Below are 25,990 nucleotides of genomic sequence, written 5' to 3'. Positions count from 1 at the left end.
GTTCATTCCCCCAGGTCGAGAGTGAGTTTGGTGACGGCGAACGCCTCGGCGTAGCGCGCATGGCATTCGATGCCGCGGATCCGGGCCAGCCCGAGGAACGCCTCCCGGTCGTACCAGGGCCGGTGCCGTTGCGAGGGGTAGTGCTCCTGCAGCAGCCGCACCTTCCGCTCGGCGATCTCCGGCGACAGCGGCTGGTAGGCCGTCGGACGGCCGAGATCGGCGTCCCACTTGACGATCTCGTAGCCGAGCACGAGGTGGTCGCGGAAGGCGGTGGACACCAGCTTCGCCAGACCGCGGTGGTCCTGGTGCGCGTCCTCGGTGCGCGGCGCCAGCACGAGCGACGGATCGGTCCGCTCCCGCAGCTCCTCGACCGCGGCCTTGGCCTCGTCCCAGTGCGCCGGCAGCCGGCCGTCGGGCAGCTTGTGCACGGTCAGCCGGAGGTCGGCGCCCGGGCAGAACTCCGCGAGCGCGGCATGCTCCTCCTGCTCCCGGTCGCTGCCGCCGCCGGTGAGCACCAGCGCGTCCACGCGTACACCCGGCCGTGCGAGACACAGCGCCAGCAGGGTGCCGCCGGCGCCGATGGCGATGTCGTCGCAGTGCGCACCCACCGCCACGACCCGGTCCAGACCGCCGCCCGAGAGCCGGATCACGAGGCCCTCACCCGGGCCTCCGCACCCGCGCCGCCCCGCTCCCACAGGGCCCACGGGCGGTCGCCCCGGGCATAGGAGTCGTCGAGCGCGGCCCGCTCCTTCACCGTGTCGGTCGGCTTCCAGAAGCCGCGGTGCTGGTGCGCCACCAGGCGCCCCTGCTTGGCCAGCGCCGCGCAGCCGTCCCCGACCAGGTCGCCGTTCTCCGGAATGTGGTCGAAGACCTCCTGGCGCAGCACGAAGTAGCCGCCGTTCTCCCACAGCGGCAGCTCGCTCACCGGCGTGATGCCCCCCACCAGGCCGTCCTCGCCCAGATCCACGCAGTGGAACGAGGACTGGGGCGGCACCACCATCATCGACGCACCGGCGTCCCGCCGGGAGAACCGGTCGATCATCTCCGTCAGTGGCGCGTCGGTGAGCACGTCCGCGTAGTTGGCGAGGAACATCTCGTCGTCACCCAGGTGGTGCCGCACCCGGCGCAGCCGTTCCCCGATCGGCGACTCGATGCCGGTCTGCGCGAACGTGATCGTCCAGGAGGCGATGTCGGTGGACAGCAGCTCGGTCCGCCCGCCCCGCAGGACGAAGTCGTTGGACGTCGTCTCCTCGTAGTTGAGGAAGAAGTCCTTGATGTGGTCCGCCCCGTACCCGAGGCACAGGATGAACTCCGTGTGCCCGAAGTGCGCGTAGTAGCGCATCACATGCCAGATCAGCGGCCGCGGCCCGACCATCGCCATCGGCTTGGGCACGTCGTCGAAGGCTCCGGCGCGCATGCGCAGCCCGTAACCACCGCAGAACAGTACGACCTTCATGACTTGGCCTCGACAATGCTCAGTTCCGGTATGGGGAAGACCAGCCGGCCGCCCCAGTCGTGCACGAACGACAGCTGCTCGACCAGTTCGGCCCGCAGGTTCCACGGCAGGACGAGGACGTAGTCCGGTCGGTCCGCGGCGATCTGTTCGGGCGGCAGGATCGGGATGCGGGTGCCCGGGGTGAACCTGCCGTGCTTGTACGGATTGCGGTCGACCGTGTACGGGAGCAGGTCCGGCCGGATGCCGCAGTGGTTGAGCAGGGTGTTGCCCTTGCCGGGGGCGCCGTAGCCCACGACCGTCTCACCGCGCTCGGCCACGTCGATGAGGAACCGCAGCAGGTCCCGCCGCACCTTGGCCACCCGGTCGGAGAACTCGGTGTACCCGGACAGCTCGCCCAGCCCCGCCGCCTTCTCCCGGTCCAGCACGGCGGCCACCCTGCGGCTGGGCTCGCCGGCCACCTCGGCCGGCCGGGCCCACAGCCGGATGGAGCCGCCGTGCGTCGGCAGCAGCTCGACGTCCACGAGCGCGAGCCCCCCGCTCGCCAGCGCCCGCGCCGCCGACGCGACCGTGTAGTACTGGAAGTGCTCGTGGTAGATCGTGTCGTACTGGTTCTCCTCGATCAGCGTCAGCAGATGCTGCACCTCGATGGAGACCCAGCCGTCGTCGGCGACCAGGGCACGCAGCCCCCGGGTGAACCCGACCACGTCGGGGATGTGCGCGTACACGTTGTTGGCCACGACCAGGTCCGCCGGACCGTGCTCGGCGCGGACGCCCGCACCGGTGGCCGGGTCCAGGAACTCCGTGAGCGTGGGCACACCCGCGTCCCGGGCCGCAGCGCCCACGTTCACCGACGGCTCGATGCCGAGGCACCGGATCCCGCGGTCCACCAGGTGCTTCAGCAGGTACCCGTCGTTGCTCGCGACCTCGACCACGAAGGCGTCGGACCCGAGCCCCAGCCGCCGCACGGCATCGGCGACGAACGTGCGCGCGTGCTCCACCCAGGACGTCGAGTAGGAGGAGAAGTACGCGTACTGCGTGAACGTCTCCTCCGGCGTGATCAGCGGAGGGATCTGCGCCAGCCAGCACTCGGCGCAGACCCGCAGGTGCAGCGGGTACGCGGGCTCCGGCCGGTCCAGCTGGTCCGCGGCGAGAAAGCTCTCGCACGGCGGAGTCGCCCCGAGATCGACGACGCTCGCCAGCGCCGCCGAACCGCAGAGTCGGCATCGTGTCATCTAACTGCCCCCATCCCGCTCGCGCGGGCGACCCCGTCGCGAGCCAGTGTTCCCGTCCCCTGCCGGCGGCGGGCTGTCCCCGTCACCGGCCCGGCCCGCGATCGCGGCCCGGTATCCCTCCACCAGGTGTTCCAGCCCGACGGCCGGGCTGAAGTCCTGCTCGTAACGGCGCCTGGCCGCCTGTCCCATCTCCCGGCCCAGCACCGGATCAGCCGTGATCCGGCGCAGTGCGGACGCCAGTGCGTCGGCGTCGCCCGGCCGGTGGAGCAGCCCGCTCACCCCGTCGTCGACGAGTTCGACGAACGCGCCGTGACCGGCGGCGACGGCCGGGACCCCGGCCGCCATCGCCTCCACCACCACCAGGCCGAAAGCCTCCAGCCACGTGGAGGGAGCCACCACGGCGACCGACCGCGCGACGGCCTCCCGGCACTGAGCCGTGTCGAGCAGGCCGGCGTACCGCACGTCCTCGCGTCCCGCCGCCCAGGCGGTCACCTCCCCCTCCAGCGGTCCCGTGCCGGCGATCACGAGGGGCACCCCCACCCCGCCGTCCGCGGCCGCCCTGTCCCATGCGGCCATGAGCAGCCGCACCCCCTTGGCCTCCGCGAGCCTGCCGAGATAGAGCAGGTGCTCACCGGGGCCCGTGCGGCGGGCTCCCGGCTCGGGCACGAAGTTGTGCTTCACGGCCAGCCGCCCGGCCGGCATGCCGGCCTCCACCAGGACGGCGCGCTGCGCCGCCGAGATGCAGAAGAACCGCTCCACACCGGACCACCACCGCCGCCGGTTGACCGACAGGCTGACCGCAAGCGGCACCGTCGCCAGCCGGGAGGAGCGGTAGCAGCCGTGCCGCACGGCGGGCAGCGGCCCGGAACCGACGCACTCGGTGCACGGCAGCCCGGCCCGCTGCAGGGTGCCGGGCGGGCAGACCTGCGTGTAGTTGTGCAGCGTGGCCACGGCGGGCACGCCCGCGTCGGCGCAGGCCGCAAGCACCGCGGGTGACAGCAGCGGAAAGACGTTGTGGATGTGCACCACGTCCGGCCGCTCCGAGCGGAGCCGGCCGGCGAGTTCCGTGCGGACCGCCGGGTTCCACGGCACCAGCAGCGGCAGCGCGGCCTTGCCCAGCAGGGACATGGCGGAGATGTCGTCGCTGCGCCGCTCGAACAGCTCGACCCGGTGGCCGGCCCCGCGCAGCAGCGCCACCTCCTGGTCGACGACCTTGTTCTCCCCGCTCGGCTGTGCCGAGGCGTAGCGGTTGTGCACCACGAGGACGTGCATGCTCAGATCACCTCCGTCTTCCGGGCCCAGCGCGGGACGCGCCGACGGGGAACCGCGGGCGCCGGCAGGGCGAGGGGAGCGGCCGGGGCGGGCGTCGCCAACAGCGAGGCGGCCACGGCCAGATGCAGCAGATACGGCGAGGCGTCGCCCAGCCCGGCCTCGGTGTACGACGCGAGCGCGCAGTAGCTGATGAGGAAGATCGCACAGGCCCTCGACAGCGACGGCGGACGCAGCAGCGCGACGACGCCCAGCACGACGATGACCGCCGCCACCAGGACGACGCCGGTCATCCCCTGCTCCTGGAAGACGGCCAGCCAGCTGTTGTCGATGGGCAGCCCGCCGAACGACTTGTCGCCGAGCCCCGCGCCGAACACGTACTCGGCCGGCGTCCGCGGAGCCGCCAGCAGGGCGTCCCACACCTTGGCCCGGCCGGTGAGACTGGAGAAGTTCTCCTGGCTCTGCCCGCGCAGGAACCAGGTCTGCAGCGCCGAACCGAATCCGACCGCCACCACCGCCGCGCCCACCACCGCCCAGGTGAAGAACCGCCGGGCGGCGGCGCTGGTCAGGAAGAGCGAACCGATCGCCAGCACCAGCCCGACGAGCAGACCCAGCGTCGCCGTCCTGGTGTGCGTCAGGGCGAGCAGCGCGAGCGCCGGCACGATCACCACCGCCGCACTGCGACGGTCGGTCCGGCCCCCCAGCGCGAGCAGCACGGCGAGCCCGATGATCACGGCTGCGTACTGCCCGATCTGGGGCGGGGTGAGCGGCCACAACGCCCCGACCAGCCGCCCCCCGTACAGCTCCGGCAGGGCGGCGCCCGGCGAGATGACGAGGCCGGCGGCCACCGACCCGAGGACCACGAAGTACATCCGGATGTGGTACCTGACGAACCTCGGGCCGCCGTCCCACCAGCGGCTGAGCAGCCACAGCGTGCCGATGAAGAGAGCCAGCCGGGCGCAGCGGAACAGCGCGCCGAACCCCGACCCCAGGCCCGCGCTGGCGATCAGGCTCGGCACCAGCAGCAGGGTCAGCAGGAAGAGGAAGGCGCTCGCCCGGATCCGCAGCCGGGGGTTGGCCAGGAGCGCCAGCGCGAACGCGGCGACCAGCGAGCCCATGGTGACCATCTGGATGAGGGAGCGGGGCAGCGGGACGATGGTCTCCGCCCCGGCGGAGCCGAGCGTGTTGAGGACCAGCAGCCCCCAGGCGGTCTGTACGGCCCTCGGCGCGTGTTCCCGTTCCATCAGCCGTCCTCCCCGGTGCGGAAGGTGCTGTTCCTGTCCTGCGCGTACGGCGTGCCCTGCCACTGCCAGGAGTCGAGCACCCGGCTCGGATCGTGGGCGACGAACTTCCACGGCCCGGTGTAGACGTTGTCGTGCCAGCGGTTGTCCTGCTTGCGGGTGATCGCCTCGGCCACCCGGTCGCCCTGGTACGGCGACCAGTCCGGGTAGGTGCCGTAGTTGGCCAGCACCGCCATGCGGTCGCACTTCGCGGTGCAGTCGACGACGGACTTGTCCAGCACGAAGCGGTTGTCATGGATGTCCACCCGCTGGGTCTTCCACCGGCAGTCGGCGTAGAGCGGTGCGGAGTCGATCGCCGGCTCGGCGCAGCTGCTCTTCCGCTTCACCAGCAGCGTGCAGTCGCCGGACGAGGTGTTGGCGGGGCTGTTGCAGAACCGGTCGGCGTTCTCCCACAGGGTGATTCCGGACCAGTTGTTCTCCAGCACGTTCCGGTAGATCTCGATCTTGTCGGTGCGGGCCGGGACCCGTGGCTCGCCGCCGGACTCGGACACGTAGACGGTCGCGAACGGGAAGGTGTCACCGCGCTCGGCGTACGTGCGGCCCTGCACCCAGTTGTTCCGCCGGATCGTGTTCTTCCGGATGACCGCGTTGTAACTGGTCTCGTAGATCAGCGCGGCACCGTCGTTGTCCTCCAGCACGTTGTCCTCGATGCGGAAGTCGTTGTTGTTGGTGTCCGCCCACAGCCCGGTTCCGCGGTTGTCGTGCACCCAGTTGCCGCGGATGTCGGCCCCGTTCACCGCCCAGAACTTGACGCCACCGGTGCAGCCGCAGCCGGGCCGCCGCCGCTCCCAGTCGCCGGTGTTGTTGCCCACGATCTCGTTGCCCTCGACCACCAGGCCGGTGAGAGGACCACTGCCCTTGTACGCGTTCATCCCGTACTGCCCGTTGTCGCGCAGGCAACTGGAGCGGACCTGCTGGCGGGCACCGGCCATCAGCCCGGCGCCGGAGTTGTTCCGGATCGTGGCGTGCTCGATCACCCAGCCGTCGCCCGAGTCATGGTTGACCACGCCCTCGTCGTGCGGCGCGACGAACCCCCGCACGGTCAGGTAACGGATGGTGACGTCGCGGGCGGTGCCGCTGAACGCGTACTGGTTGGTCTTCCGCCCGTCGAGCACGGCGCCCGGTGCGCCGAGGTACACGTCTCCCCGCTTGGGCACGACCTGCGCGTAGCGGTCAGGACCGAGCCTGTGCGTGCCGGGCCGCAGCCAGAACGTCGTGCCGGCGGGGCTCCTCCTCGTCTTCGCGGCCAGGTCACCGGTGACCGCGGGGTCGACCGTCACCGACCCCGCCGGCGCCTTCGCCGGTCCGGCCGCGGGCCGGGCGCACACCCGGGCCGCGGCCGTGGGCACGGAGGGCGATGCGCTCGGCCCCGGCTTCGCGTCCGTCGGGCCGTCGCAGCCGGCCGTCGCCAGCAGGGCCAGCACCAATGGCGCGGCCGGCCATGCCCGTTGCCGCCACTTGATCCGCAAAGGTCCCCCCTAGCCGTGGAACCTGAGCACGGTGACGAACCCCTCCGCGCCGTCGGCGAAACCCGTGCCGACCAGCGTGGTGGAGGGTTCCTTGCGCCCGAAGCCGGGGGAGTACCAGCCCAGCGGCGGGTCGCTCTCACCGCGGTGCGCCCGCCAGTTCAGCCGCCCGGGCAGTTCGAGCGCCGCGGAGCGCTCCTCGCCGTCCAGGGTCCAGCTGAGCGCCGCCAGGTTCCCCGTCAGGTCCGCGGTGACGGCCGGGCCGAGGTGGAACGCCAGCCGCACGGCCCGGCCCTCGCCGCGCACCTCGTCGGTCACCTTCAGCTCCCGGCTCGCCGCCGTCAGCTCAACCCGGCGCCGGTGCACGGAACGCCCGTACCCGTCGTGCTCGGCGCACCACCGGGCCACCGCCTCGTCGGACGTGTCCGCTTCCAGGACCCGGCTGCGGGCCTGACGGGTCCACAGGAACGGGCCGCCGGAGACGGACTGGTCGTCGCCGTCCATCTCCAGGGTGTTGTGGCCGAGCGTCGACCGGAAGTACCGCCGCCACTCGGGCTGCCCGTGATAGCAGAACGTCCCCGGGTCGGCGAGAACGTCGACCCCGTCGTGCCGGACCTCCACGGACAGCGCGTCCGCGTGGGCGTGCGCGGCGATGGAGAGGAATCCGTGCGGCCCGCCGTCGCAGCGGCACCAGATCTTCTCCGGACCGCGCAGGACGGTCATGCCCGCGTCGGCGAAATGGGACGGCCGGCGCACCGGGCGGGACACGGCGGCTCCGGCCGCGTTCCGCGCGTACGGCCGGATGAGCGCGGCCAGCAGGGGAGTGCGCACATCGGTGCCGGTCACCGCCGGCCACCAGTCGAGCCGGCCGAACACCGCTTCCCCGGTGGCCAGCAGTGAGGCCCAGCGGTCGGTGCCCGGCCCGTCCACGACGAGACCGTGCCCGTCGTCCGCGTCGCCCTGCCGCGGCGGCCGCAGCCGGTCGTCCACGACGGCCGCGAGCGCGTCGGTCATCCGCAGCAGCACCAGCCGGACCGACGCGGGGACCGGCACACCGGCCGTGTCCGCCTCGGCGACCGCGGCCAGGCCGAGTTCGAGCACCAGCCCGTGGTACTCCGTGGCCAGCTCGCGGTTGAGGCCCGACGGGAAGGTGTTGCTCCGCAACTGCCTCTCCAGTGACCGCAGCGCGTCGGCCCGCCACCGCGTGGACGCGGGGAACCAGTCGAACGCGCAGGCCGCCGCGAACTGTCCGGCGGTCTCGGCGATGACGTGGTTGTTCGCCGAGGATCCCCGGCTGGGGAAGGCCGCGAGCCAGCGCTGGTGGTGCCAGATCTGGCGGACCGCCACCGGGTTGTCCTCGAACAGCCCGGCCGCGCCCGGCCAGCCGTCGAGCAGCCGGCGCACCCACACCCAGGACAGCAGCCGGATCCCCAGCTCGATGCCGCTGGTCCAGTGCACGCCGAGCAGCGGCGCGTTGGCCGCCCACCACGAACGCAGGTGCCCGGCCACACGCTCGGCGTACCGCTCGTCCCCGGTGAGGGCGTAGGCGGCGGCGAGCACGGTGAGGTACTGGTGCCGGGACAGCTCCCAGATCTGCTTGATGTCCCCCACCGCGTCCTCGTCGCGGTACGGCACGTCGAAGGCGTAACCGCCCGGCGCCCGGCGCCCGGTCCTCGGGTCGTGGCACCAGTCCGGGTCCGCCAGATCGCCGCGCTCCACCCCGAAGAACCCGGCGTGCCCCGCCATCAGCCGGTCCGCCTCGGCGACGAGGCGCTTCGCGGCGTCCGGCGGCACCGCGGCGACCGTCCCCGCGGGCAGTCCCGCGGTGAACCGGGCGCCGGTCGCTCCCGGACCGTCCGGCACTCCCGAGCGCCACCGCCGCCTGCGCACCGCGTCACCCGTCCGTCCCGCGACCTCCCGCGGTCCCATCCGGGACAGCCGCCGCAGGTACCAGCCCGCGCTCATGGTCATCGGGGCCGCGCCAGCGTCACGGGCGCGCCGCCGGCCAGACCGGCCTGCACGGCGAGGGTGGCCGCCGTGGTGGTGACCAGGGACTCCAGCGGCGTGGGCATCGGCCCGCCGGACCGCACGGCCCTGACGAACGCCGCCAGTTCGGCGGACTGGCCCTTGTCCCGGGCCCTGGGCAGCCGCGAGCTGACCCACCGCTTGCCGCGGCCGTCGTAGACCGAGGCCCGGACGAAGTCGTCGAGTTGCAGCACCTTGCCGTCGGCCACCAGGTCCAGGGTCTCCTTGGGGAAGCCGGCCGCGCCGCTCGTGACGTAGCTGAGGGTGGCGGTGGACCCGTCCGGGTAGCGCAGGACGATCTGGAGGTCCTCGTTGCCGGACGGGGCGGCCGCGTACACCGAGACCGGGTCGGCGTCGAGCAGCCAGCTCACGGTGTCGACGAAGTGGCCGCCCTCGCCGGCGAACCGGGAGCCCTCGGTGCCCTGCTGGAGGTACCAGCTGCCGTGGTCGAGCCGGCCCGCGTTGACGAGATAGCGGACGCTGGCCGGCCCGGTCCTGGTGCCGAACCGCTTCCTGGCCTCCTGCAGCAGTGGTGCGAACCTGCGGTTGAAGCCCACCTGGAGCCGGTCGTTGCCGGACTTCTCCACGGCGTCCAGTACGACGGCCAGCTCCTCCTCGGTGAGGGCCAGGGGCTTCTCCACGAACACGGATTTGCCGGCCAGCAGCGCCTTCGCGGTCAGGTCGGCGTGCGAGCTGTGCCGGGTGACCACGAACACCGCGTCGATCGCCGGGTCGCCGAGTACCGCGTCGAGATCGGTGGTCGCATCGGCGAAGCCGAACTTCCGTTGCGCGTTGGCCGCGGACAGCGCCGTCGTGGTGACGACCGTCGACAGCCGGACGCCGTCGCGCGTCGCCAGGTGCGGCAGCAGCATCGACGTCGCGTAGTTGCCGGCGCCGACGAACGCGAGGCGCACCGGGGTGTCCACGGCCCGGGCCCGGGTGGGCGCCGCGGCGTCGCGCCGCACCGCCGGCACGGCCACGGCCTCCGGCTCGACGGCCCGTTCGGGATAACGGAACAGCACCGCCACGGCCTTCAGACCGCCGTCCTTCAGCCGCTGGTACGTCTCGACGGCCTCGTCGAACGCGGCGACGTGGGAGACCAGGGGCTCCACGTCGACCCGGCCGCGGGCGAGGAGATCGAGGAAGCACGCCAGATTGCGGCGCTCGGTCCAGCGCACATAGCCGATCGGGTAGTCGCGCCCCTCCAGCTCGTACTCCGGGTCGTAGCGACCGGGGCCGTAACTGCGGGAGAACCGGACGTCGAGCTCCTTCTCGTAGTACGCGTTCCACGGCAGGTCCAGCCGGCACTTGCCGATGTCGACGACCCGCCCGCGGTCCCGGCTCAGCCGGGCGGCAAGCTCGACCGGCTGATTGCTGCCGCCGCCCGCGGCCAGGTACACCTGGTCCACGCCGTGACCGTCGGTCAGCTCCGCGACGGCGGTCTCCACGGCCGCGGACGCCGGATCCCCGCAGGCCACGGCGCCCAGCCCGGCGGCCAGTTCGCAGCGCTCCGGGTCGGGGTCGGCCCCGACGACGCGGACCCCCGACGCGGTGAGGAGCTGCACCACCAGCTGCCCGATCAGCCCGAGGCCGATGACCAGCGCGACCTCGCCGAGCTGCGGCTCCCCGCGGCGCACTCCCTGCAAAGCGATCGACCCGACGGTGCCGAAGGCCGCGTGCCGGGGCGCGAGCCCGTCCGGCACCGGGGCGTACAGGTTCTTCGGCACCCAGTTCAGCTCGGCGTGCAGTGCGTGCTCATTGCCGGCACAGGCCACGAGATCGCCGACCGCCACGTCCTCGATCCCGGCGCCGACCTGCTCGACCACCCCGCACAGCGAGTAGCCCAGCGGGGTGTACGAGTCCAGCTTGCCCATCACCTTGCGGTAGGTGGCGGGCACCCCGTTCGAGGCCACGCTCTGCACGACCTTGGCCACCTGGTCCGGCCGGGAGCGGGCCTTGCCGAGCATCGACATGCCCGCCTCGGACACCTTCATGAGCTCGGTGCCGGTGGATATGAGCGAGTAGCCGGTCCGGACCAGAACACCGCCCGGCTTGCAGCCCGGAACCGGCACGTCGAGCAGTGCCAACTCGCCGCTCCTGTAGTTCTGTACAACCTGCTTCATCGATGTCCTCTTGCTCTCTACGCCGTCGGGGAGGAGCTCTGGCCGGCTCCGGAGGTCGCGCCGCGGTACCAGTACTCGAGGGTCAGCACATGCCACAGATGCTTGGAGTGGTCCCGGTGCCCGGCGGCGTCCTCGGCGACGAGCCGCGCCAGCGCGTCGCGGCGCAGGAACCCGGACCGCACGAGCAGGCCGTCGTTCACCACCTCACGCACCAGCGGCGCCAGATCCCGGCTCATCCAGGCGCGCAGCGGGGCGCTGAAAAGGCCCTTGGGGCGGTACACGATCTCCCGCGGCAGGACCGAGGAAGCCGCCTCCTTGAGGACCGCCTTGCCCTGCCGTCCGACGATCTTGCGATCACCCGGCACGGCGAACGCGGCCCTGACCACCTCGACGTCCACGTACGGCACCCGCACCTCGGTCGAGGCGGCCATGCTCGACCGGTCCGTGTACGCGAGGTTCAGGCCCGGCAGGAACATCCGGGAGTCGGCCAGACACATGCGGTTGACGAAGTCGTCCAGGTCGTTGTCCTGGTAGATGTCCGCGTGCTCGGTCAGCACGTCGTCGACCGTCCCGGCCAGGTCCGGATTGAGCAGCGCGAGCAGCTCGTCCTGGTCGTACATGGTGTAGCTGCGCCGGAACGCGGCCTCCTCCGGCAGATCGGCGAAGGAGAGGAACCGCTTGGCGAAGCGCACCGACCGGAAGCCACGGCGGGACGTGGCGACCGGCAGCCGGTCCACGGCTCCCGACAGACCCCGCCGCAGAACGCGCGGGACGCGCTGGTAGCGCAGCGCCAGCAGGTTGGCCAGGTGCTTGCGGTACCCGGCGAACAGCTCGTCGGCGCCCATCCCCGAGAGCATCACCTTGACCCCGGCCTCCCGGGCGGCCGAGCAGATCAGGAAGGTGTTGATCGCGGCGGGGTCGCCGATCGGCTCGTCCAGGTGATACGTCATCCGCGGCAGCAGATCCAGGACGTCCGGAGCGATCTCGATCTCGTGCAGGTCGACGCCGAAGCGGGCGGCCACCTGCCGGGCGTAGCGCAGATCGTCCGGCATCGCCTCGAACCTGGCGTCCTCGGCGCGGAACCCGATCGTGTAGGCGGACATGCCGGGCTGGTGGCGGGCCGCCAGCGCGGTCAGATAGCTGGAGTCGAGCCCGCCGGACAGGAACGTCGCCACGGGTACGTCGGAGAGCAGGTGGCGCCGGGTCGAGTCCTCGACGACGGCGGCCAGGTCCGGCACTTCGCCGCTCAGGGCCCGCTCCCTGCCCTCGGCGGCGACGTCCTTCAGATTCCAGAACCGGCCGCGCTCCACCCGGCCGTCGGGCCGGCACCGCAGCCAGCTCCCCGGCGGCAGCTTCTCCGCCTCGCGGAAGGCGCAGCGGGAGTCCGGCACCCAGTAGTAGAGCAGTGAGGACACCAGCGCCGCATGGTCCACCTCCAGCGACCCGCCGGTCACCGCGGCGAGGGCCTTCAGCTCGGAGGCGAACACCAGCCCCTCGCCGCGCCGGAGCAGGAACAGCGGTTTGACGCCGAGCTGGTCGCGGGCGAGCACCAGTTCACCGGTGCGCTCGTCGAAGACCGCGAACGCGAACATGCCGCGCAGCCGGGGCAGGCAGTCCGTGCCCCAGCGACGCCACGCCTCCAGCAGCACCTCGGTGTCGGAGGTCCCGCGGAACCGCACCCCGGCGCCGGACAGTTCGGCCCGCAGTTCGGGGGCGTTGTACAGCTCGCCGTTGTACGTCAGGGAGAGGCCGCCCGAGACCATCGGCTGGGCGCCGGTGGGGGACAGGTCGACGACGGCCAGCCGGCGGTGCCCGAGGTGCACCTCGCCGTCACCGGCGGGGTGGCTGTAGCGGCCGGCCCCGTCCGGGCCGCGATGGGCGAGTACCTCGGTGAGCCGGTCGGTCACGGCCTTTCCGTCCGGCCAGCGGAACGTGCCTGCGATGCCGCACATGTGCTAGCGCGCCTCCTGTTCGGTGTCGGGTATCCGTGCGGCCGGCATCGGCGGCCGCTCCGTGCGCGGCAGACCTGTTCCGCTCGGCCGGGCCGGGCGCTCTCTCCGGTCGGGCCGCACGGTGCGCGGCCCGTCCCACAACGTCCCGTCGGACCGGTCCCGGCGGTCGGAGTCGAGCAGCACCACACCGATCACCTCGATGAGCTGATCCGCGAGCTGCCGCGCCACGGTGTGCAGCCAGGCCGTGCTGACGTGCCCGGCCCGTACGACGAGCACGGTCCGCGTGCCGAGGTGCTGGAGGTCGGCCCACACCGTGCCGGGCACCGCCGAGCCGACACCGAGCCGGCGCGTCTCGTACGGCACGGCCGCGGCCCGCTCCGCGGTGACCACGGCCGGGGCTCCCGGCTTCGGGCGGAGCCCCGCCAGCCGCCGGTCCGGGAGTCCGTCGACGACGACCACCGGCCCCTGGGCCGTCAGCGCACCGGCGAGGTCCAGGGCGATCGCGCCGGTGCCGCGCGCACATCCCAGCTCCAGCAGCGACACGGGTCCCGTGCCGTCACGGACGGCGCGGGCCAGCGAGCGGGTGAGCCGTTCGCGGGCCGCCCGGGTCCGCCGGCGCTGCCACCGCCCGGCCGGTCTGCGGGGCGGGTGGCGCAGCTCCGCGATGACCGAGGCGCCCAGACCCGCGGCGATCTCGCGGCGCAGGACGGGACGGTCGGCCACCACCGTGCCGACCGCGGCCAGCCCGAGCCCGAGGACGAGCCCCAGGGCCAGCCCGATCGCGGCGTCCGTGCCGACGGCCCTGGGCAGGGAGTGCCGGACCGCGCGCGGCGTGTCCACGATCTGCGTGCCGGCCAGGACCTGGGGCGCGCCGGTGCGCGCCTGGGCCGCGCGCTCGTCGAAATCGGCGATCCGTGAGTTGAGCTCGGCCCGGCGGGCGAAGAGCGACTCCAGACTCGCCGACGCCGCCGGGTCGCTCTCCGGGGTCCGGTCCCCGATCGACTTGTTGACCTCGTCCAACTCTCCCTGTACACGGTCACGTTGGTCCAGCAACGCCTGGGACTCGCCCTCCGCGGCCTCCCGCATCCGCGTCACGTGGTCCGCGACGAACGCGTCGGCCAGCGCCTCGGCCCGGGCCACCGCGTCCGCGTCGCTTTCGCCCGTCACCTCGATCTCCAGCACGTTGTTGGTCAGGCCCGTGCCGCGGTAGTCCCGCATGAAGTCCTCCGGCTTCTCCGTGGACTTCAGGGACTTCAGGGCCCGGCCGGCGATGCGGGTGGTGCCGAGCAGTTCGACGTCCGTACGGATCAGCGTCCCGGTGTCGTTCGGCTGGTCCGCCTGATGCGTGACCAGCACCTTCGTCACAGCGGTCGGCTCCGGCCGCAGCAGGACGGCCGCCGCCGCACCGGCCAGCAGCCCCAGCAGCGCCATGGAGCACCAGAGACGGCGTCGCCTGCGCACCGCGACCACCAGCGCCTGGAGGTCCAGCAGTGGGGCGGACGCCGGCGAGTCCGGCAGCGCCTCCGTGGTCCTGTCCGTCGTCACGCGACACCCCCCGCCGCGTGGCGGTGAACCGCGGGCGCCGCGGCGGTGTCGCCCGGAGGATGACCGGCGGACCGCGCGGCGCGGGTCCGTACCGTGCCGGCGACGACGAAGCCGAAGATCTCGTGCCCGCCGTCCTCGCACGCCTCGGCGATACCGGCCAGCTCCTCCGCGGTCCGGCTGCCCGCACTCAGCACGACCAGGGCACCTGACTCCGTGTCGCGGTCCGGCACCATCGGCCGGGACACCGACACCTCCACCACGCGCAGCGCAGGGTATCCCTTGCCCGAAGAGTTCAGGGAAAGATCGTTCCGGGCATCGGCGGCCAGTTGCGCCGCCGCCCGCAGAGCGACCGGATCGCCGTCCGGTACGACGACCAGCAGCCGCCGGGAGACCGGCAGCCGGTCCCGGAGGCGCGCGCACACCCGCCGGTAACGGAGCCGTCGGCCCGCCTCGTCGTCGGACGTCTGAGGGGCCGGCAGTTCCCAGGGCGTGTCGACGCCCAGCAGCCGGCGGAGCCGGGCCCGCGCGCCACGGGCCGGTGGCCGGTACGCGCGCCGCCCACCGGGTATGTCGACGGTGCCCAGCAGCGTGGCGCCCAGCGCCTTCGAGATCTCCGGTTCGGTGCGCAGCCTGCGGTTCATCCGCGCGGCGGTGAGATGCCCGACCACCGCGAGCAGAAGGAACAGCAGGGCCCCGGCACCGATGAGCTGAGCCCTGGTGGGCGGTGCCTCACCGGTCGGCCGGGCCGCCGGACCCATCACGACCATGCCCGCCTCGCCTGCCGTCGGGTCGGCCTCGTCCAGCTTCTTCATGGCGTCCTGCAGCGTGGTCCGCAGCTTCTCCAGCTCGGTGCGGGCCTGCACGCTCTCCACGGTCTGCCCGGGATCGGCCGCATTGGCCAGCTCGGTGATGCGGCGGTTGGTCCGCGTCACCTCCTGCCGCAGCGCCTCGGGCCCCGCCGCCGTGTCGGGGTCGGTGCTGCCGCCCGCGATCCGCGCGGCGAACGCGACGAACTCCTGGGCCACCTGGTCGGAGAGCCGCTGGGCGCGCTGCGGGGTGTCGGCCGTACCCGAGATCTTGATGATGTTCCCTTCGGCGGCCTTGGCCCGCACCTGGTCCCGCAGCTCGCCGGGGCTGACACCGGGCAGGCGGAGCGAGGCGCCCACCCGGTCGACCACGGCCGAACTGGATGCGATCTCCGCCTGGGTAAGCAGCTCACGGTCCTCCCACTGGCCCTGCATCAGGACCGAGGCCGTCGCCGTGTAGCGGGGCGGGAAGAGCATCGAGGTGCCGTAGCCCGCCAGCGCGCCCAGAACGGCGACCACGACGAGGAACCGGCTGCGCCGACGGAGCATCCGCCCGATGGTGACCAGGCGTATCGTGTCATCGCTCAACGGCGCGGCCTTCTCCCTGTCCGGTGCTCCCGCCGTCCGCCGGCGCCGCGGTGCGGTCACGGCAGGCGGCGGCGTAGGCGGCGAGCAGCGACCGCTGCGAGTTGCGCCAGGAGAGCTCGCCGCCGATGCGCTCCTGCCCGGTCTTGCCCATCCGTGCCCGCAACTCCGGATCGTCCATCAACAGCGCGATCAGCCGGGCGAATTCGGCCTCGTCGTTGGCGGGCGCGTACACGGCGGCGTCACCTGCGGAGACCCGCGCTTCCCGGAGGTCGAACGAGACGACCGGCCGGCCCATCGCCATGTACTCCAGGACCTTGTTCATCGTCGACACGTCGTTGAGCGGATTGTGCGGGTCGGGGGAGAGGCAGACGTCCGCGGTGGACAGGTACCGCACCAGGTCCTCGTCGGATATGCGCCCGGTGAACTGCACCTGTCCGTCGAGCCCGAGCCGCCCGGACAGCTCCACCATCGCGTCGAAGGCGTCACCGGAGCCGACGAACACCGCGTGCCAGTCGGTCCGCCCGAGTTCGTCGCGCAGCTTCGCCAGGGCCCGCAAGGCGTAGTCGACCCCGTCCTGAGGGCCCATCACGCCGAGATAGCACAGCAGATGAGGCTTGCCTCGCTTCAGTCCGGGCTCGGGCGGCACGGGCCGGAACCGGTCGGTCGCGGGCGCGCTGCGCACCACGAACACATCCTCGGGCCGCCGGCCGCCACGGCGCACCGCGACGTCCCGGTAGCTCTCGTTCGTGGCGAGCACGATGTCCGCGGCCCGGTAGGTCAGCCGCTCCAGCGCGCACACCGCGCGGTAGAGCAGGTCCTCGCCCCGGCCGAACCGGGAGAGATACAGCTCGGGCACCAGGTCGTGCTGGTCGAAGACGAACCGTGCGCCGCGCCGCTTCAGCCACCAGGCGGGCAGGAACAGCAGATCGGGCGGATTGCAGGCGTGGACCACGTCGACGGGGCCGACCCTGCGGGCCAGCCGGGCCGTGTGCCACAGCGCCGATCCGTACTCCCGCAGGTATCCGGCCGGCCCACCGGTCGCCGCGCGCAACGGGTAGCGGTGGATCCGCACACCGTCGATCTCGGCCTCGGCCTCCGTGTCCCGTTTGCTGCCCCGGGGGCAGATGACGTCGACCCGCCAGCCCGCGTCGCGCAGCGTCGTGCACTCCTGCCACACGCGCCGGTCGAACGGCACCGAAAGGTTCTCCACCAGGATCAGCGCGCGCCGGCCGCGACGGCCGCCGGCTATGTCATCGAACGAAGTGTCACCAGGCAAGGCCCACGTACCCCGGTTCGGCCCGACGCGCGTCGGCGTCGGGGAGGTGGATGAGGTCGACGATCACCGGGGCGTCACCGTGCGGCAGCGCCGCCAGGACGGCCGGATCACGGGTCCCGACCAGGCACACCTCGGCATGTTCGAGCACCTCGTCGACGGAGTCCGCGAGCAGATGCGCGAGGTGCGGCAGCCGGTTCTCGATGTACTCGCGGTTCGCCCCGAGCAGCCGGGAGAGGCTCACGTTGGCGTCGTGGATCCGCAGGTCGTACCCCTTGCCGAAGAGCCTCTCCGCCAGCTCGACGAGCGGACTCTCGCGGAGATCGTCGGTGCCGGGCTTGAAGGACAGACCGAACAGCCCCACCCGGCGCTTGCCGGTGCGCTCGACCAGATCCACCGCGCGCTGCAGATGGTCGGAGTTGGAGGGCAGCACATGGGACAGGATGGGCACCGAGACATCGGCCCGCTGCGCCGCGTGGACGAGACTGCGCAGGTCCTTGGGCAGGCAGGAGCCGCCGAAGGCGAAACCGGGCCTCAGATAGGCGGGGCTGATGTTGAGTTTGCGGTCGGCCAGGAACACGTCCATCACCTGGTGCGAGTCCACCCCGAGCGCCTGGCAGACCGCGCCCAGCTCGTTCGCGAAGCCGATCTTGAGCCCGTGGAACGCGTTGTCCGCGTACTTGATCGCCTCGGCCGTCGGGATCGGCACCCGGAACACCTCGCCGGGCAGTCCCTCGTACAGCTTCTGCACCGTGTCGCCGCTGGCCGGGTCGAGCTCGCCGATGACGGTCTTGGGCGGGTCGAAGAAGTCCCGCACGCTGGAGCCCTCGCGGAGGAACTCCGGGTTGACCGCGACGCCGATCCCGCCGGCCGCGGTACCGCCGACGTGTTTCTCCAGGAGCGGGACCAGCAGGTTCAGACAGGTGCCCGGGAGCATGGTGCTGCGGAACACCACGGTGTGCCGCCCGCCCCGCTCGGCCAGCGCGGCGCCGATCTGCTCGGCCACCCGCTCCAAGTACGTCGTGCAGAGGCTGCCGTTGGGCTCCGAAGGGGTGCCCACACAGACCAGCGACACCTCGCTTTCCCTGATCGCCTCGGCGACGTCCGCGGTGGCGCGTAACGCCCCGCTCCGCACCACCTCGGCGATGAGTTCACCGATCCGCTCCTCGACCACCGGGGCCTTGCCGTCGTTGACCAGGTCGATCTTCACCTGGTTGACGTCCACCCCGATGACCTCGTGACCCATGTCGGCCAGGCACGCGGCCGACACACAGCCCACGTATCCGAGCCCGAAGACACTGACTCTCATGATGCGTCCCTCCCCCCAGGCAGGCCCTGCCGGCCTGCAGTCCGCGTGCCCGCCCGATGTCTCCCGTGCATCAGTAGGCCCCCTGCCCGTAGAGCACCGCCCGCAGCGTCTTCCAGAGGATCACCGTGTCCAGGGCGAGCGACCAGTCCTCCACGTACCGCAGGTCGAGCCGGACCGCCTCGTCCCACGGCAGGTCACTGCGTCCGCTGATCTGCCACAGGCCGGTGAGCCCGGGCTTGACCAGCAGCCGCCGCCGGATGTCCGGGCCGTACGCGGCTGACTCCTCCGGCAGCGGCGGGCGCGGGCCGACGAGTGACATCGATCCGGTGAGTACGTTGAAGAGCTGCGGCAGTTCGTCGAGCGAGTACCGGCGCAGCGCCCGTCCCACCCGCGTCACCCGCGGATCCCGGCGCATCTTGAACAGCGGACCGGCGCCCTCGTTGAGGTCCGCCAGTGCGGCACGGGCTCCGCAGGCCCCGGTGACCATGGTGCGGAACTTGAGAATGGTGAACTCGCGGCCGTCCTTGCCGACCCGGCGCTGGCGGTAGAACGCACCGCCCCGGCTGTCCACGAGCACGATCAGCCCGACGCCCACCATCAGCGGCGCGAACAGCAGCAGCAGGAGCGCCGCGCCCATCCGGTCGACGACCCCCTTGATCGCCCGGCGGCCTCCGGTGAAGGCCGGCATGCTCACCCGCAGCATGGGGATGCCGAGCACCGCGTCGACGTGCAGCCGCGGACCGGCCACCTCCATCAGCACGGGGGCCACGACCATCTCGGCATCGCTGCCTTCGAGGTTCCAGGCGAGCCGCTGCAGCCGGTCCGGTGACCAGTGCGGGTCCGGTGTGACCGCGACGACGCGGTAGCCGTCCCGCTGCACGTGTCCCGCGACCTCGGCGAGCCGCCCGACGACCGGCACCCCGTCCAGCTGGTCACCGTCGAGACCGGCGCCGTCCGTCGTGCACACCGCGTCCACCCGCCAGCCCAGGTGCGGGAACTTGCGGGTCCGGGCGATCAGATCGCTGACGGTGGCCAGGCTTCCGGCGGCGAGCACCGGTCTCAGACAGCGTCCTTCCTTGCGCTGTCTGTGCAGCCACAGACGCAGCAGATACCGCGTGGTCATGGTCACGACCGCGATGGCGGGGATCGCGACGAAGATCCAGAGTTTGATGTTGCGCGAGGTCAGGGCGATTCCGCCGAGGGCCAGTACGACCGTGGCCGCGAACAGTGAGCGCCCGAGCCTGCGGAATTCCTCCGCACCCTGGCCGAGAACGGCCGGAGCCCACGCCCGGCTCACGGCCAGCGCTCCCAGCACCAGCACTTCGGTGCCGAATGCGAGAATCCCCCATTTCTCATGCCAGTTGGCCGCGTCCCGCACTCCGAAGAAATTGCCGATCACCGCCACCACAAAGGCGGTGGACACCGTGTCGCTGATGATCACGGTACGGCGGTACCGCAGTTCCCACCCGATCGCGAGCGGACTGTTCGCCCCCTTCGCCAGACGCTCGTGCGCCGACGGAAAAGGGCCGACTAATTCCCCCTGCCACACAGAACCCCCCCAGGTCATCAGTGGTTCGACGTGTCCGCCGAGCACTGTTCTCCCCCCACGAGAGGTCCCCACCTCCCGCACAGATCCTCCCAACGGGAGGCTCCGCCCCAGACACTGCGCTGTTCGTGCTCGCGGAAGGCACACGGCCTTTCCGCGCATGACGTACCGATGTTTCTCCAGCGTCTCTTGCTTCAGCGTCTCTTGAGTGACGCACCCGGGCCGTCGGACCGCCGAAGTGCGCGTCGAACCGCGGAAAGTCCAGGTGCTCCCCGCACCCGGGTATCCCTTGCAGGTCTCAGGAATCGATCATTCCCGCATGTGAAGCCGGGTATTAATCGCTGACTCGTGGCGCCGAACCTGAAGATCGTTAATAGTCGCCTTGCGGCCTCATCGCTGAAGCATGGTCAATCTAGACCACCCGGACCGGCATGTGCAGGGGATGCGCGCATTTGGTACGCAGACTGGGGAAGGAGTGCCCTATTTCCCACTGTCAACCGGTTCGGTGACCCGGCGCACCGGTGGTGATGTCCGGTATCCGGTCGGTTCGTGCCCTGGCGGCGCCGGGGGAGGAGGAGAGTCCGGGTGACGGTTGGGGAGTTGTCCACCCGCCGGCCGGGAGGCGCGGCGGACAGCGCAACGCGTGAGCGCTCAGTGGGGGAGCCCGACCGCCCTCTCGCCGTTGCGGCGCTGCTGGATGACGACGGCGATGACGAGGAGGGCGCCCTGGGCGACGTTCTGCCAGAAGGAGTTGATGCCCTGGACGGTGAGGCCGTTCTCCAGGCAGCCGAGGAGGGCGACGGCGAGGAGCGTGCCGCCGATGCCGCCCTTGCCGCCCTTGAGCGCCGCGCCGCCGAGCGCGGCGGCCGTGATCGCCTTGAGTTCGAGGCCTTCACTGCCGGAGACCGGCTGGCCCGAGCCGGTACGGGCGGTCAGCAGGATTCCGGCGACCGCGGCGACCACCCCGATGAGCGCGTAGACACAGATCAGGTACTTGTTGATGCTGATGCCGGCGAGGCGGGCAGCGGTGTCGTTGCCGCCGACGGCGTACAGATTGCGGCCGATGTCGGTGTACTTGAGCAGCAGGTGGACGGTGACGGCCACCACGATCAGGATCCAGACCATGACCGGCAGACCGGCCATCTTCCCGCGCCCGAGGAAGATGAAGACGTCGTTGTTGAGGACGTAGCCCTGGGCGCGTCCGTCGGACAGCAACTGGGCGAGCCCCTTGTACGCGGCAAGGCCGGCGAGGGTGGCGATCGTCGGATTGACCCGGCCGTAGACGATCACGAGGCCGTTCAGCGCGCCGATCAGCATGCCGACGCCCACGGCGGCGGCCATACCGAGGAACGCTCCCGATCCGGTGGCGGTGAAGGTCATGGCGCTGACCACGGACGCGACGCCGACCTGCGATCCGACGGAGATGTCGAGGCCGCCACAGATGATCACCACGGTCTGGACGATCGCGAGCAGCCCGGTGATGGTCGCCGCCTCCGCGATGACCTGCATGTTCGACAGGCTCAGATAGTTCTCGTTCAGGACCCCGAAGAGGGCCAGTACGACGGCGAGCGCGCCGATCAGGCTGATGTTCTGTCCGCCCAGGCCGGCGACGGGGTTCCGCCGGCGTGCGGCGGGGCGGTCGCCGGGGGACTCCTTCACAGCGGGGGAAGGGGTACGGGTGAGAGTCATGAGGAGGCTCCGGGGGCGGTGCCGGCGAAGTCGTCGGCCATGGCGAGTTGGAGGATGGATTCTTCGGTGGCTTCGCCGCGGTCGAGCTCGCCGGTGATCCGGCCGCCCTGCATGACGACCACGCGGTCGGCCAGGCCGAGGAGTTCGGGGAGTTCGGAGGAGATGACCAGCAGCGCGACTCCCTCGGCGGCGAGATCGGCGATGATCTTGTAGATCTCCGCCTTCGCGCCGACGTCGATGCCGCGCGTCGGCTCGTCGAGGACCAGGACCTTCGGTCTGCGGGCGAGCCAGCGGGCCAGGACCACTTTCTGCTGGTTACCGCCCGACAGTTTGCCCACCTCGTGGTCGATGGACGGGGCGCGGACCCGCAGCCGGTCGGTGTACTCCTGCGCGAGCCGGCGCTCGGCCGCGCGTCGGACGAAGCGGAAGCGCCGCAGCCGGTCCAGCACCACGAGCGACGTGTTGTCCTTGACGGACTGCCGCAGGAACAACGCCTGGGCCTTGCGCTCCTCGGGCGCCAGGCCCAGGCCCGCACCGATCACCTCGCCCGGCCGGCCGCTGCGCAGCGGCGTGCCGTCGAGGGTGACGCTGCCGCTCCGGATGGGGACGTCGCCCGCGAGAGCGAGGGCGAGTTCGGAGCGGCCGGCCCCGATCAGACCGGCCAGCCCGACGACCTCACCCGCCCGTACCTGGAGCGAGATACCGGTGACATCGTCGGTCGTGAGGTTCTGGACGTCGAGGACCAGCCGGTCGACGGCCACGCGCTGACGTACGAACGCGGCGGACAGGTCGCGGCCCACCATCCGGCGCACGAGTTCGCCCTCGTCGGTGGCCCCGGCATCCTGGACGCCGATCAGACTGCCGTCCCGCAGCACCGCGACGCGGTCGGCGAGCCGGAAGATCTCCTGCATGCGGTGCGACACGTAGACGAGCGCGATGCCCTCGTCGCGGAGCCGCCGGATGAGCGTGAAGAGTGCGTCGACCTCGTGCTCCGACAGCGACGACGTCGGTTCGTCGAACGCGATCAGCCGTGCGGTCGTGCCCCCGGTCAGCGCGCGCATGATCTCCACCAACTGCCGCTGGGCGGGAGTGAGTTGCGAGCCGAGCAGAGCCGGGTCCAGGACGTGGGCGAAGCCCAGCCGGTCCAGGTCGGCCTTGATGCGCCGGTTCAGTCCTGCCCGGTCCAGCATCCGTCCGCGGGTGCGGGGGAGCGCGCCGGCGTAGACGTTCTCCGCCACGGAGATGTGGGGGATGATCTCGGGCTCCTGCGGGATGATCCGTATCCCGGCGGCCCGTGCGCGTGCGGGGGAGTCGAGCGCGATCGGCTCCCCGTTCACGACGACGCTCCCCTCGGTGGGCTGATGGTCACCGGTCAGGATCTTCAGGAGCGTGGATTTGCCGGCACCGTTCTCACCCATCAGTGCGGTGATCTGTCCGGCGGGGAATTCCAGCGTGACGCCGCCGAGCGCCTGTACCGGGCCGAAGCGCTTGGTGACGCCCGACACCCCCAGGGGAAACGGATGGGCCGCTCTCGGCGGGGGTCCGCCCTCGGACTCCGGTGCGGCGGCCGGGTGTTGCGTGGGATCCATGGGTCGGTTCACCTCGGGGAAACGGTGCGGGCAGGGGCATGGTGCGGGTCGCCGACGGGGTGTGTGACGCCCGCCCGCGGGGGACCGCTCAGCCGCACGTGACTCCGGCGCCCTTCCACGAGGTGTGGTCGACCATGGTGGTGGGGGCGAAGGCCTCTCTGGGGAAGTCCTTGCCGTTCTTGAGCTTGTCGTACATGGTCTGGACGGCCAGGGCTCCGACGTCCTTGCCGTTGATGAAGAGCGCGGCCTTCATGCCGGTCGGCTTGTCGGACTGCCATTCCTTGCAGGCGAGGTAGGCGCCGAGCCCGACGCCGATGACGCGGTCGGGGCCGACGCCCGCGTTGGCGAGCGCGGTCACGCCGCCCATGACGTTCTCGTCGTTGCAGCCCCAGACCACCCAGTTCCTGACGCCGGAGTTGGCGGTGATCGTCGCGGCGATCCTGTCCTGGGCGCCGGTGGGGGTGTTGTCGGTGGGAACGTCGATGTTCTTCACACCGGGAACGGCCGCCCGGAACGCCTTCTTGGCACCAGCCACCCGGTCACCGCAGACGGTGACGTCCTGCTTCCAGGCCGAGATGGTCCGCGTCTCGGAGGCCTTCCAGCCGGCTTTCCGGTACTCGGCGGCTGCACGCTTCCCGACCTCCTCGCCCATCTGGGAGCCGCTGAACCCGATCCGCGGGACGAGGTCGCCCTTGCCGCAGGAGGCGGGGTCGGGGCCCGTGGCGCAGATCTGGTCGTCGGAGGTCAGGAGCGCGACCTTGCCGTCCTTCGCGGTCTGCACGACCTGCGGGCCGACGGCCGGGTCGGGAACGACGATGACGACTCCGCTCGTCTTCTGCGCGATCGCCGACTGCACCTCACTGACGGTCTTGTTGGCGTCGTTGCCCAGGTTGACCACCTTGAGGCCGACGCCCAGCTCCTTCGCCTTCTCCTTCGCGCCGGCGGCCTCGCCGATGAAGTACTCCTGGTCGCCCTGCTTCTGCAGATACGTGATCGAGAGGGGGCCGTCGGCCTTGGCGGCCGGGCCGTCCGCCGTGGACTCCTTGCCCGAGGAGCACGCGGTGCTCAGACCGAGGGTCAGCAGCAGACCGGTGGCAGCGGCCGCGCGGCTGGGGGTGGAACGGAACATCGGGATCTCCTAGGTGCTGACAGCGACCTCCGCCCGGCAGTCGCGCGGAGGTCGGTACGAGAGGAGGAAAGAAGGGGCTGCGGGGCTGAGAGAACGCCTCGTCGCAGGAACCTGGATCCTGGGAATCAAACAGGTTCAAACGTTTAGCTACATAACACAACGCGATGCTTGGAACGTCAAGAGGTGCGGCTGAGTGAGATGAGTCCGTTACAGGCAATCATCTATATCCGTGAATGGGTAATAAAAAGCCCCCAGTTCAGCCGACACGCCAACGGGTTCGAAGGCCTGCCGACTGAACTGGGGGTGCGACAATTTCAAACAGCCTGTGTGCGGTGAGGGTCAGTCGCTGACGCTGAACCCCTGGTCCTTGCCGTACTTGACGCTCGCGTCCTGCCAGGCCTTCAGGCCGTCGGTGAGCTCGGTGGAGGACACATAGGCCTTGCCCACGGTGTCGTTGAAGACCGAGTTCGCATACACCTGGTAGGGCAGGTAGGACCAGTCGGTGCCGACGTTGCGGGCCGACTCGGCGAAGACCTGGTTGGCCTTCTGGCCGCCGAAGTAGGGGAACGGGGCGTCGAGGAACGCCTTCGACTCCAGGTCGGCCCTGGTGGCCGGGAAGGCGCCCGCCGAGACGCGGGTGGTGGCGCCTGCTCCGGTGGTGGCGAACTCCGTGAAGGCGTAGGCGAGTTCCTTGTTCTTGGCGGCCTTCGGCACGGCCAGCGAGCTGCCGCCGTTCTCCGCGCTCGCCTTGTCGCCCTTCGTCCACTGGGGCAGCGGGGCGACGCGCCAGTCGCCCGAGGCGGCCGCGACTCCGGAGGTGAGGTTCGCCGGCATCCAGGCGCCGATGGAGAGGGTGGCCAGGGACCCGTCGGCCAGGCCCTTGTACCAGGCGTCGCTCCAGGAGCTGACCGGCGCGACCAGCTTCTCGTCGAGGAGCTTCTGCCAGGTGGCGGTGTACTTCTTGGTGCCCGCGTCGCCGAAGTCGACGGTCACGTCCGTACCGTCGGCCTTGTAGGGCCGGCCGCCGGCCTGCCAGATGAGACTGGTCGTGGCCCCGGCGTCACCGGTGTCGTTGGTGATGAAGATCTTGGGGTCGGCCTTGTGGAGGGCGCGGGCCGCCGCCACGTAGTCGTCCCATGTCGTCGGCACCTCGATGCGGTGCTTGTCGAACACCTTCTTGTTGTAGAAGAAGGCCATCGGGCCGGAGTCCATGGGCAGGGCGTAGACCGCCTTGTCCTGGGTGACCGCGTTCCACGGTCCGGGCGTGAACGTCTTGCCGAACTTCTCGGCACCGTAGGGGGACAGGTCCTCGACGGACTTGGCGATGGCGAACTGCCCGAGGGCGTAGTACTCCACCTGTGCGACATCGGGGGCGCCGGAGCCGGCCGCTATCGCGTTCTGCAGGGCGGTGTACTGCTTGTCGCCGGTACCCGCGTTGACCAGCTCGACGTCGACGTTCGGGTACTTCTTCTCGAAGTCCTCCGCCACCTTCTTGAGCGTGGGTTCCCAGGCCCACACCGTGACCTTTCCGCCCTTCTCCAGGGCGGACTTGACGTCCTTCGGGGCGTTGCCCCCGTCGCCGTCCCCGGCGTCGGAACCGCAGGCCGTGGCGGTCAGCGCGAGTGCGGAGGCCACGGCGAGCGCGCCGAGCAGTCTGCGGGTGGTGTGCGTTCTCATGGGCTGTGCTCCTGG

General features: G+C 71.4%; 18 protein-coding genes. All 18 read right to left on the bottom strand.

Going from position 1 to position 25,990, the window contains the following annotated elements:
- Positions 1-2: 2 nt before the first annotated feature.
- The gene (locus OG521_04570) at positions 3-650 is read right to left on the bottom strand and encodes a PIG-L family deacetylase (GenBank protein WUW20099.1); all 648 of its coding nucleotides are present in this window, start codon (positions 648-650) and stop codon (positions 3-5) included.
- A complete protein-coding gene (locus OG521_04565; GenBank protein ID WUW20098.1) occupies positions 647-1,456 on the bottom strand; it encodes a glucose-1-phosphate cytidylyltransferase in 810 nt (269 codons plus the stop codon). The genes OG521_04570 and OG521_04565 overlap by 4 nt, the downstream gene beginning before the upstream one ends.
- Positions 1,453-2,688 carry a class I SAM-dependent methyltransferase gene (locus tag OG521_04560; protein WUW20097.1) on the bottom strand — a complete coding sequence of 412 codons (1,236 nt, stop codon included), beginning with the start codon at positions 2,686-2,688 and terminating at the stop codon, positions 1,453-1,455. Before OG521_04560 ends, OG521_04565 begins: the two co-directional genes overlap by 4 nt.
- Positions 2,689-3,960 carry a glycosyltransferase gene (locus tag OG521_04555; GenBank protein WUW20096.1) on the bottom strand — a complete coding sequence of 424 codons (1,272 nt, stop codon included), beginning with the start codon at positions 3,958-3,960 and terminating at the stop codon, positions 2,689-2,691.
- Positions 3,961-3,962: 2 nt separating this feature from the next.
- A complete protein-coding gene (locus OG521_04550) occupies positions 3,963-5,201 on the bottom strand; it encodes an O-antigen ligase domain-containing protein (protein WUW20095.1) in 1,239 nt (412 codons plus the stop codon).
- Positions 5,201-6,727, bottom strand: a complete 1,527-nt coding sequence (locus OG521_04545) for a right-handed parallel beta-helix repeat-containing protein (protein ID WUW20094.1) — start codon at positions 6,725-6,727, stop codon at positions 5,201-5,203. The genes OG521_04550 and OG521_04545 overlap by 1 nt, the downstream gene beginning before the upstream one ends.
- Positions 6,728-6,736: 9 nt before the next feature.
- Positions 6,737-8,695, bottom strand: coding sequence for a heparinase II/III family protein (locus tag OG521_04540; protein WUW20093.1), 1,959 nt, complete (start codon positions 8,693-8,695; stop codon positions 6,737-6,739).
- Positions 8,692-10,872 carry a bi-domain-containing oxidoreductase gene (locus OG521_04535; GenBank protein WUW20092.1) on the bottom strand — a complete coding sequence of 727 codons (2,181 nt, stop codon included), beginning with the start codon at positions 10,870-10,872 and terminating at the stop codon, positions 8,692-8,694. Before OG521_04535 ends, OG521_04540 begins: the two co-directional genes overlap by 4 nt.
- A 17-nt stretch (positions 10,873-10,889) precedes the next feature.
- Positions 10,890-12,824, bottom strand: a complete 1,935-nt coding sequence (gene asnB, locus OG521_04530; protein ID WUW20091.1) for an asparagine synthase (glutamine-hydrolyzing) — start codon at positions 12,822-12,824, stop codon at positions 10,890-10,892.
- 3 nt (positions 12,825-12,827) lie between these two features.
- Positions 12,828-14,369 (bottom strand): Wzz/FepE/Etk N-terminal domain-containing protein, encoded by a 1,542-nt coding sequence (locus tag OG521_04525; protein WUW20090.1) that lies wholly within the window; start codon positions 14,367-14,369, stop codon positions 12,828-12,830.
- The gene (locus OG521_04520) at positions 14,366-15,763 is read right to left on the bottom strand and encodes a Wzz/FepE/Etk N-terminal domain-containing protein (protein ID WUW20089.1); all 1,398 of its coding nucleotides are present in this window, start codon (positions 15,761-15,763) and stop codon (positions 14,366-14,368) included. The genes OG521_04525 and OG521_04520 overlap by 4 nt, the downstream gene beginning before the upstream one ends.
- Positions 15,753-17,039, bottom strand: coding sequence for a glycosyltransferase family 4 protein (locus OG521_04515; protein WUW20088.1), 1,287 nt, complete (start codon positions 17,037-17,039; stop codon positions 15,753-15,755). Before OG521_04515 ends, OG521_04520 begins: the two co-directional genes overlap by 11 nt.
- Positions 17,029-18,345, bottom strand: a complete 1,317-nt coding sequence (locus OG521_04510; GenBank protein ID WUW20087.1) for a nucleotide sugar dehydrogenase — start codon at positions 18,343-18,345, stop codon at positions 17,029-17,031. The genes OG521_04515 and OG521_04510 overlap by 11 nt, the downstream gene beginning before the upstream one ends.
- Before the next feature lie 70 nt (positions 18,346-18,415).
- Positions 18,416-19,894, bottom strand: a complete 1,479-nt coding sequence (locus tag OG521_04505; GenBank protein ID WUW26570.1) for a sugar transferase — start codon at positions 19,892-19,894, stop codon at positions 18,416-18,418.
- 648 nt (positions 19,895-20,542) lie between these two features.
- Complete coding sequence (locus OG521_04500) at positions 20,543-21,580, bottom strand: ABC transporter permease (protein ID WUW20086.1); 1,038 nt, start codon at positions 21,578-21,580, stop codon at positions 20,543-20,545.
- Positions 21,577-23,169: a sugar ABC transporter ATP-binding protein gene (locus tag OG521_04495; GenBank protein ID WUW20085.1), complete on the bottom strand. Its 1,593-nt coding sequence runs from the start codon at positions 23,167-23,169 to the stop codon at positions 21,577-21,579. Before OG521_04495 ends, OG521_04500 begins: the two co-directional genes overlap by 4 nt.
- An 88-nt stretch (positions 23,170-23,257) precedes the next feature.
- A complete protein-coding gene (locus OG521_04490; protein WUW20084.1) occupies positions 23,258-24,298 on the bottom strand; it encodes a substrate-binding domain-containing protein in 1,041 nt (346 codons plus the stop codon).
- Between the two features lie 339 nt (positions 24,299-24,637).
- Positions 24,638-25,975, bottom strand: coding sequence for a sugar ABC transporter substrate-binding protein (locus OG521_04485; GenBank protein ID WUW20083.1), 1,338 nt, complete (start codon positions 25,973-25,975; stop codon positions 24,638-24,640).
- Positions 25,976-25,990: the final 15 nt, after the last annotated feature.

The sequence above is a fragment of the Streptomyces sp. NBC_01463 genome, from assembly GCA_036227345.1.
GTDB lineage: Bacteria > Actinomycetota > Actinomycetes > Streptomycetales > Streptomycetaceae > Streptomyces.
The sequence above is the reverse complement of the archived record's forward strand: the minus strand, read 5'-3'. Positions and strand labels throughout refer to the sequence as shown.

Coding starts and splice junctions, on each gene's coding strand:
- OG521_04565 (WUW20098.1), bottom strand. CDS start 1,456: ATGAAGGTCGTACTGTTCTGCGGTGGTTACGGGCTGCGCATGCGCGCC.
- OG521_04560 (WUW20097.1), bottom strand. CDS start 2,688: ATGACACGATGCCGACTCTGCGGTTCGGCGGCGCTGGCGAGCGTCGTC.
- OG521_04555 (WUW20096.1), bottom strand. CDS start 3,960: ATGCACGTCCTCGTGGTGCACAACCGCTACGCCTCGGCACAGCCGAGC.
- OG521_04550 (WUW20095.1), bottom strand. CDS start 5,201: ATGGAACGGGAACACGCGCCGAGGGCCGTACAGACCGCCTGGGGGCTG.
- OG521_04540 (WUW20093.1), bottom strand. CDS start 8,695: ATGACCATGAGCGCGGGCTGGTACCTGCGGCGGCTGTCCCGGATGGGA.
- OG521_04535 (WUW20092.1), bottom strand. CDS start 10,872: ATGAAGCAGGTTGTACAGAACTACAGGAGCGGCGAGTTGGCACTGCTC.
- asnB (WUW20091.1), bottom strand. CDS start 12,824: ATGTGCGGCATCGCAGGCACGTTCCGCTGGCCGGACGGAAAGGCCGTG.
- OG521_04510 (WUW20087.1), bottom strand. CDS start 18,345: ATGAGAGTCAGTGTCTTCGGGCTCGGATACGTGGGCTGTGTGTCGGCC.
- OG521_04500 (WUW20086.1), bottom strand. CDS start 21,580: ATGACTCTCACCCGTACCCCTTCCCCCGCTGTGAAGGAGTCCCCCGGC.
- OG521_04495 (WUW20085.1), bottom strand. CDS start 23,169: ATGGATCCCACGCAACACCCGGCCGCCGCACCGGAGTCCGAGGGCGGA.
- OG521_04490 (WUW20084.1), bottom strand. CDS start 24,298: ATGTTCCGTTCCACCCCCAGCCGCGCGGCCGCTGCCACCGGTCTGCTG.
- OG521_04485 (WUW20083.1), bottom strand. CDS start 25,975: ATGAGAACGCACACCACCCGCAGACTGCTCGGCGCGCTCGCCGTGGCC.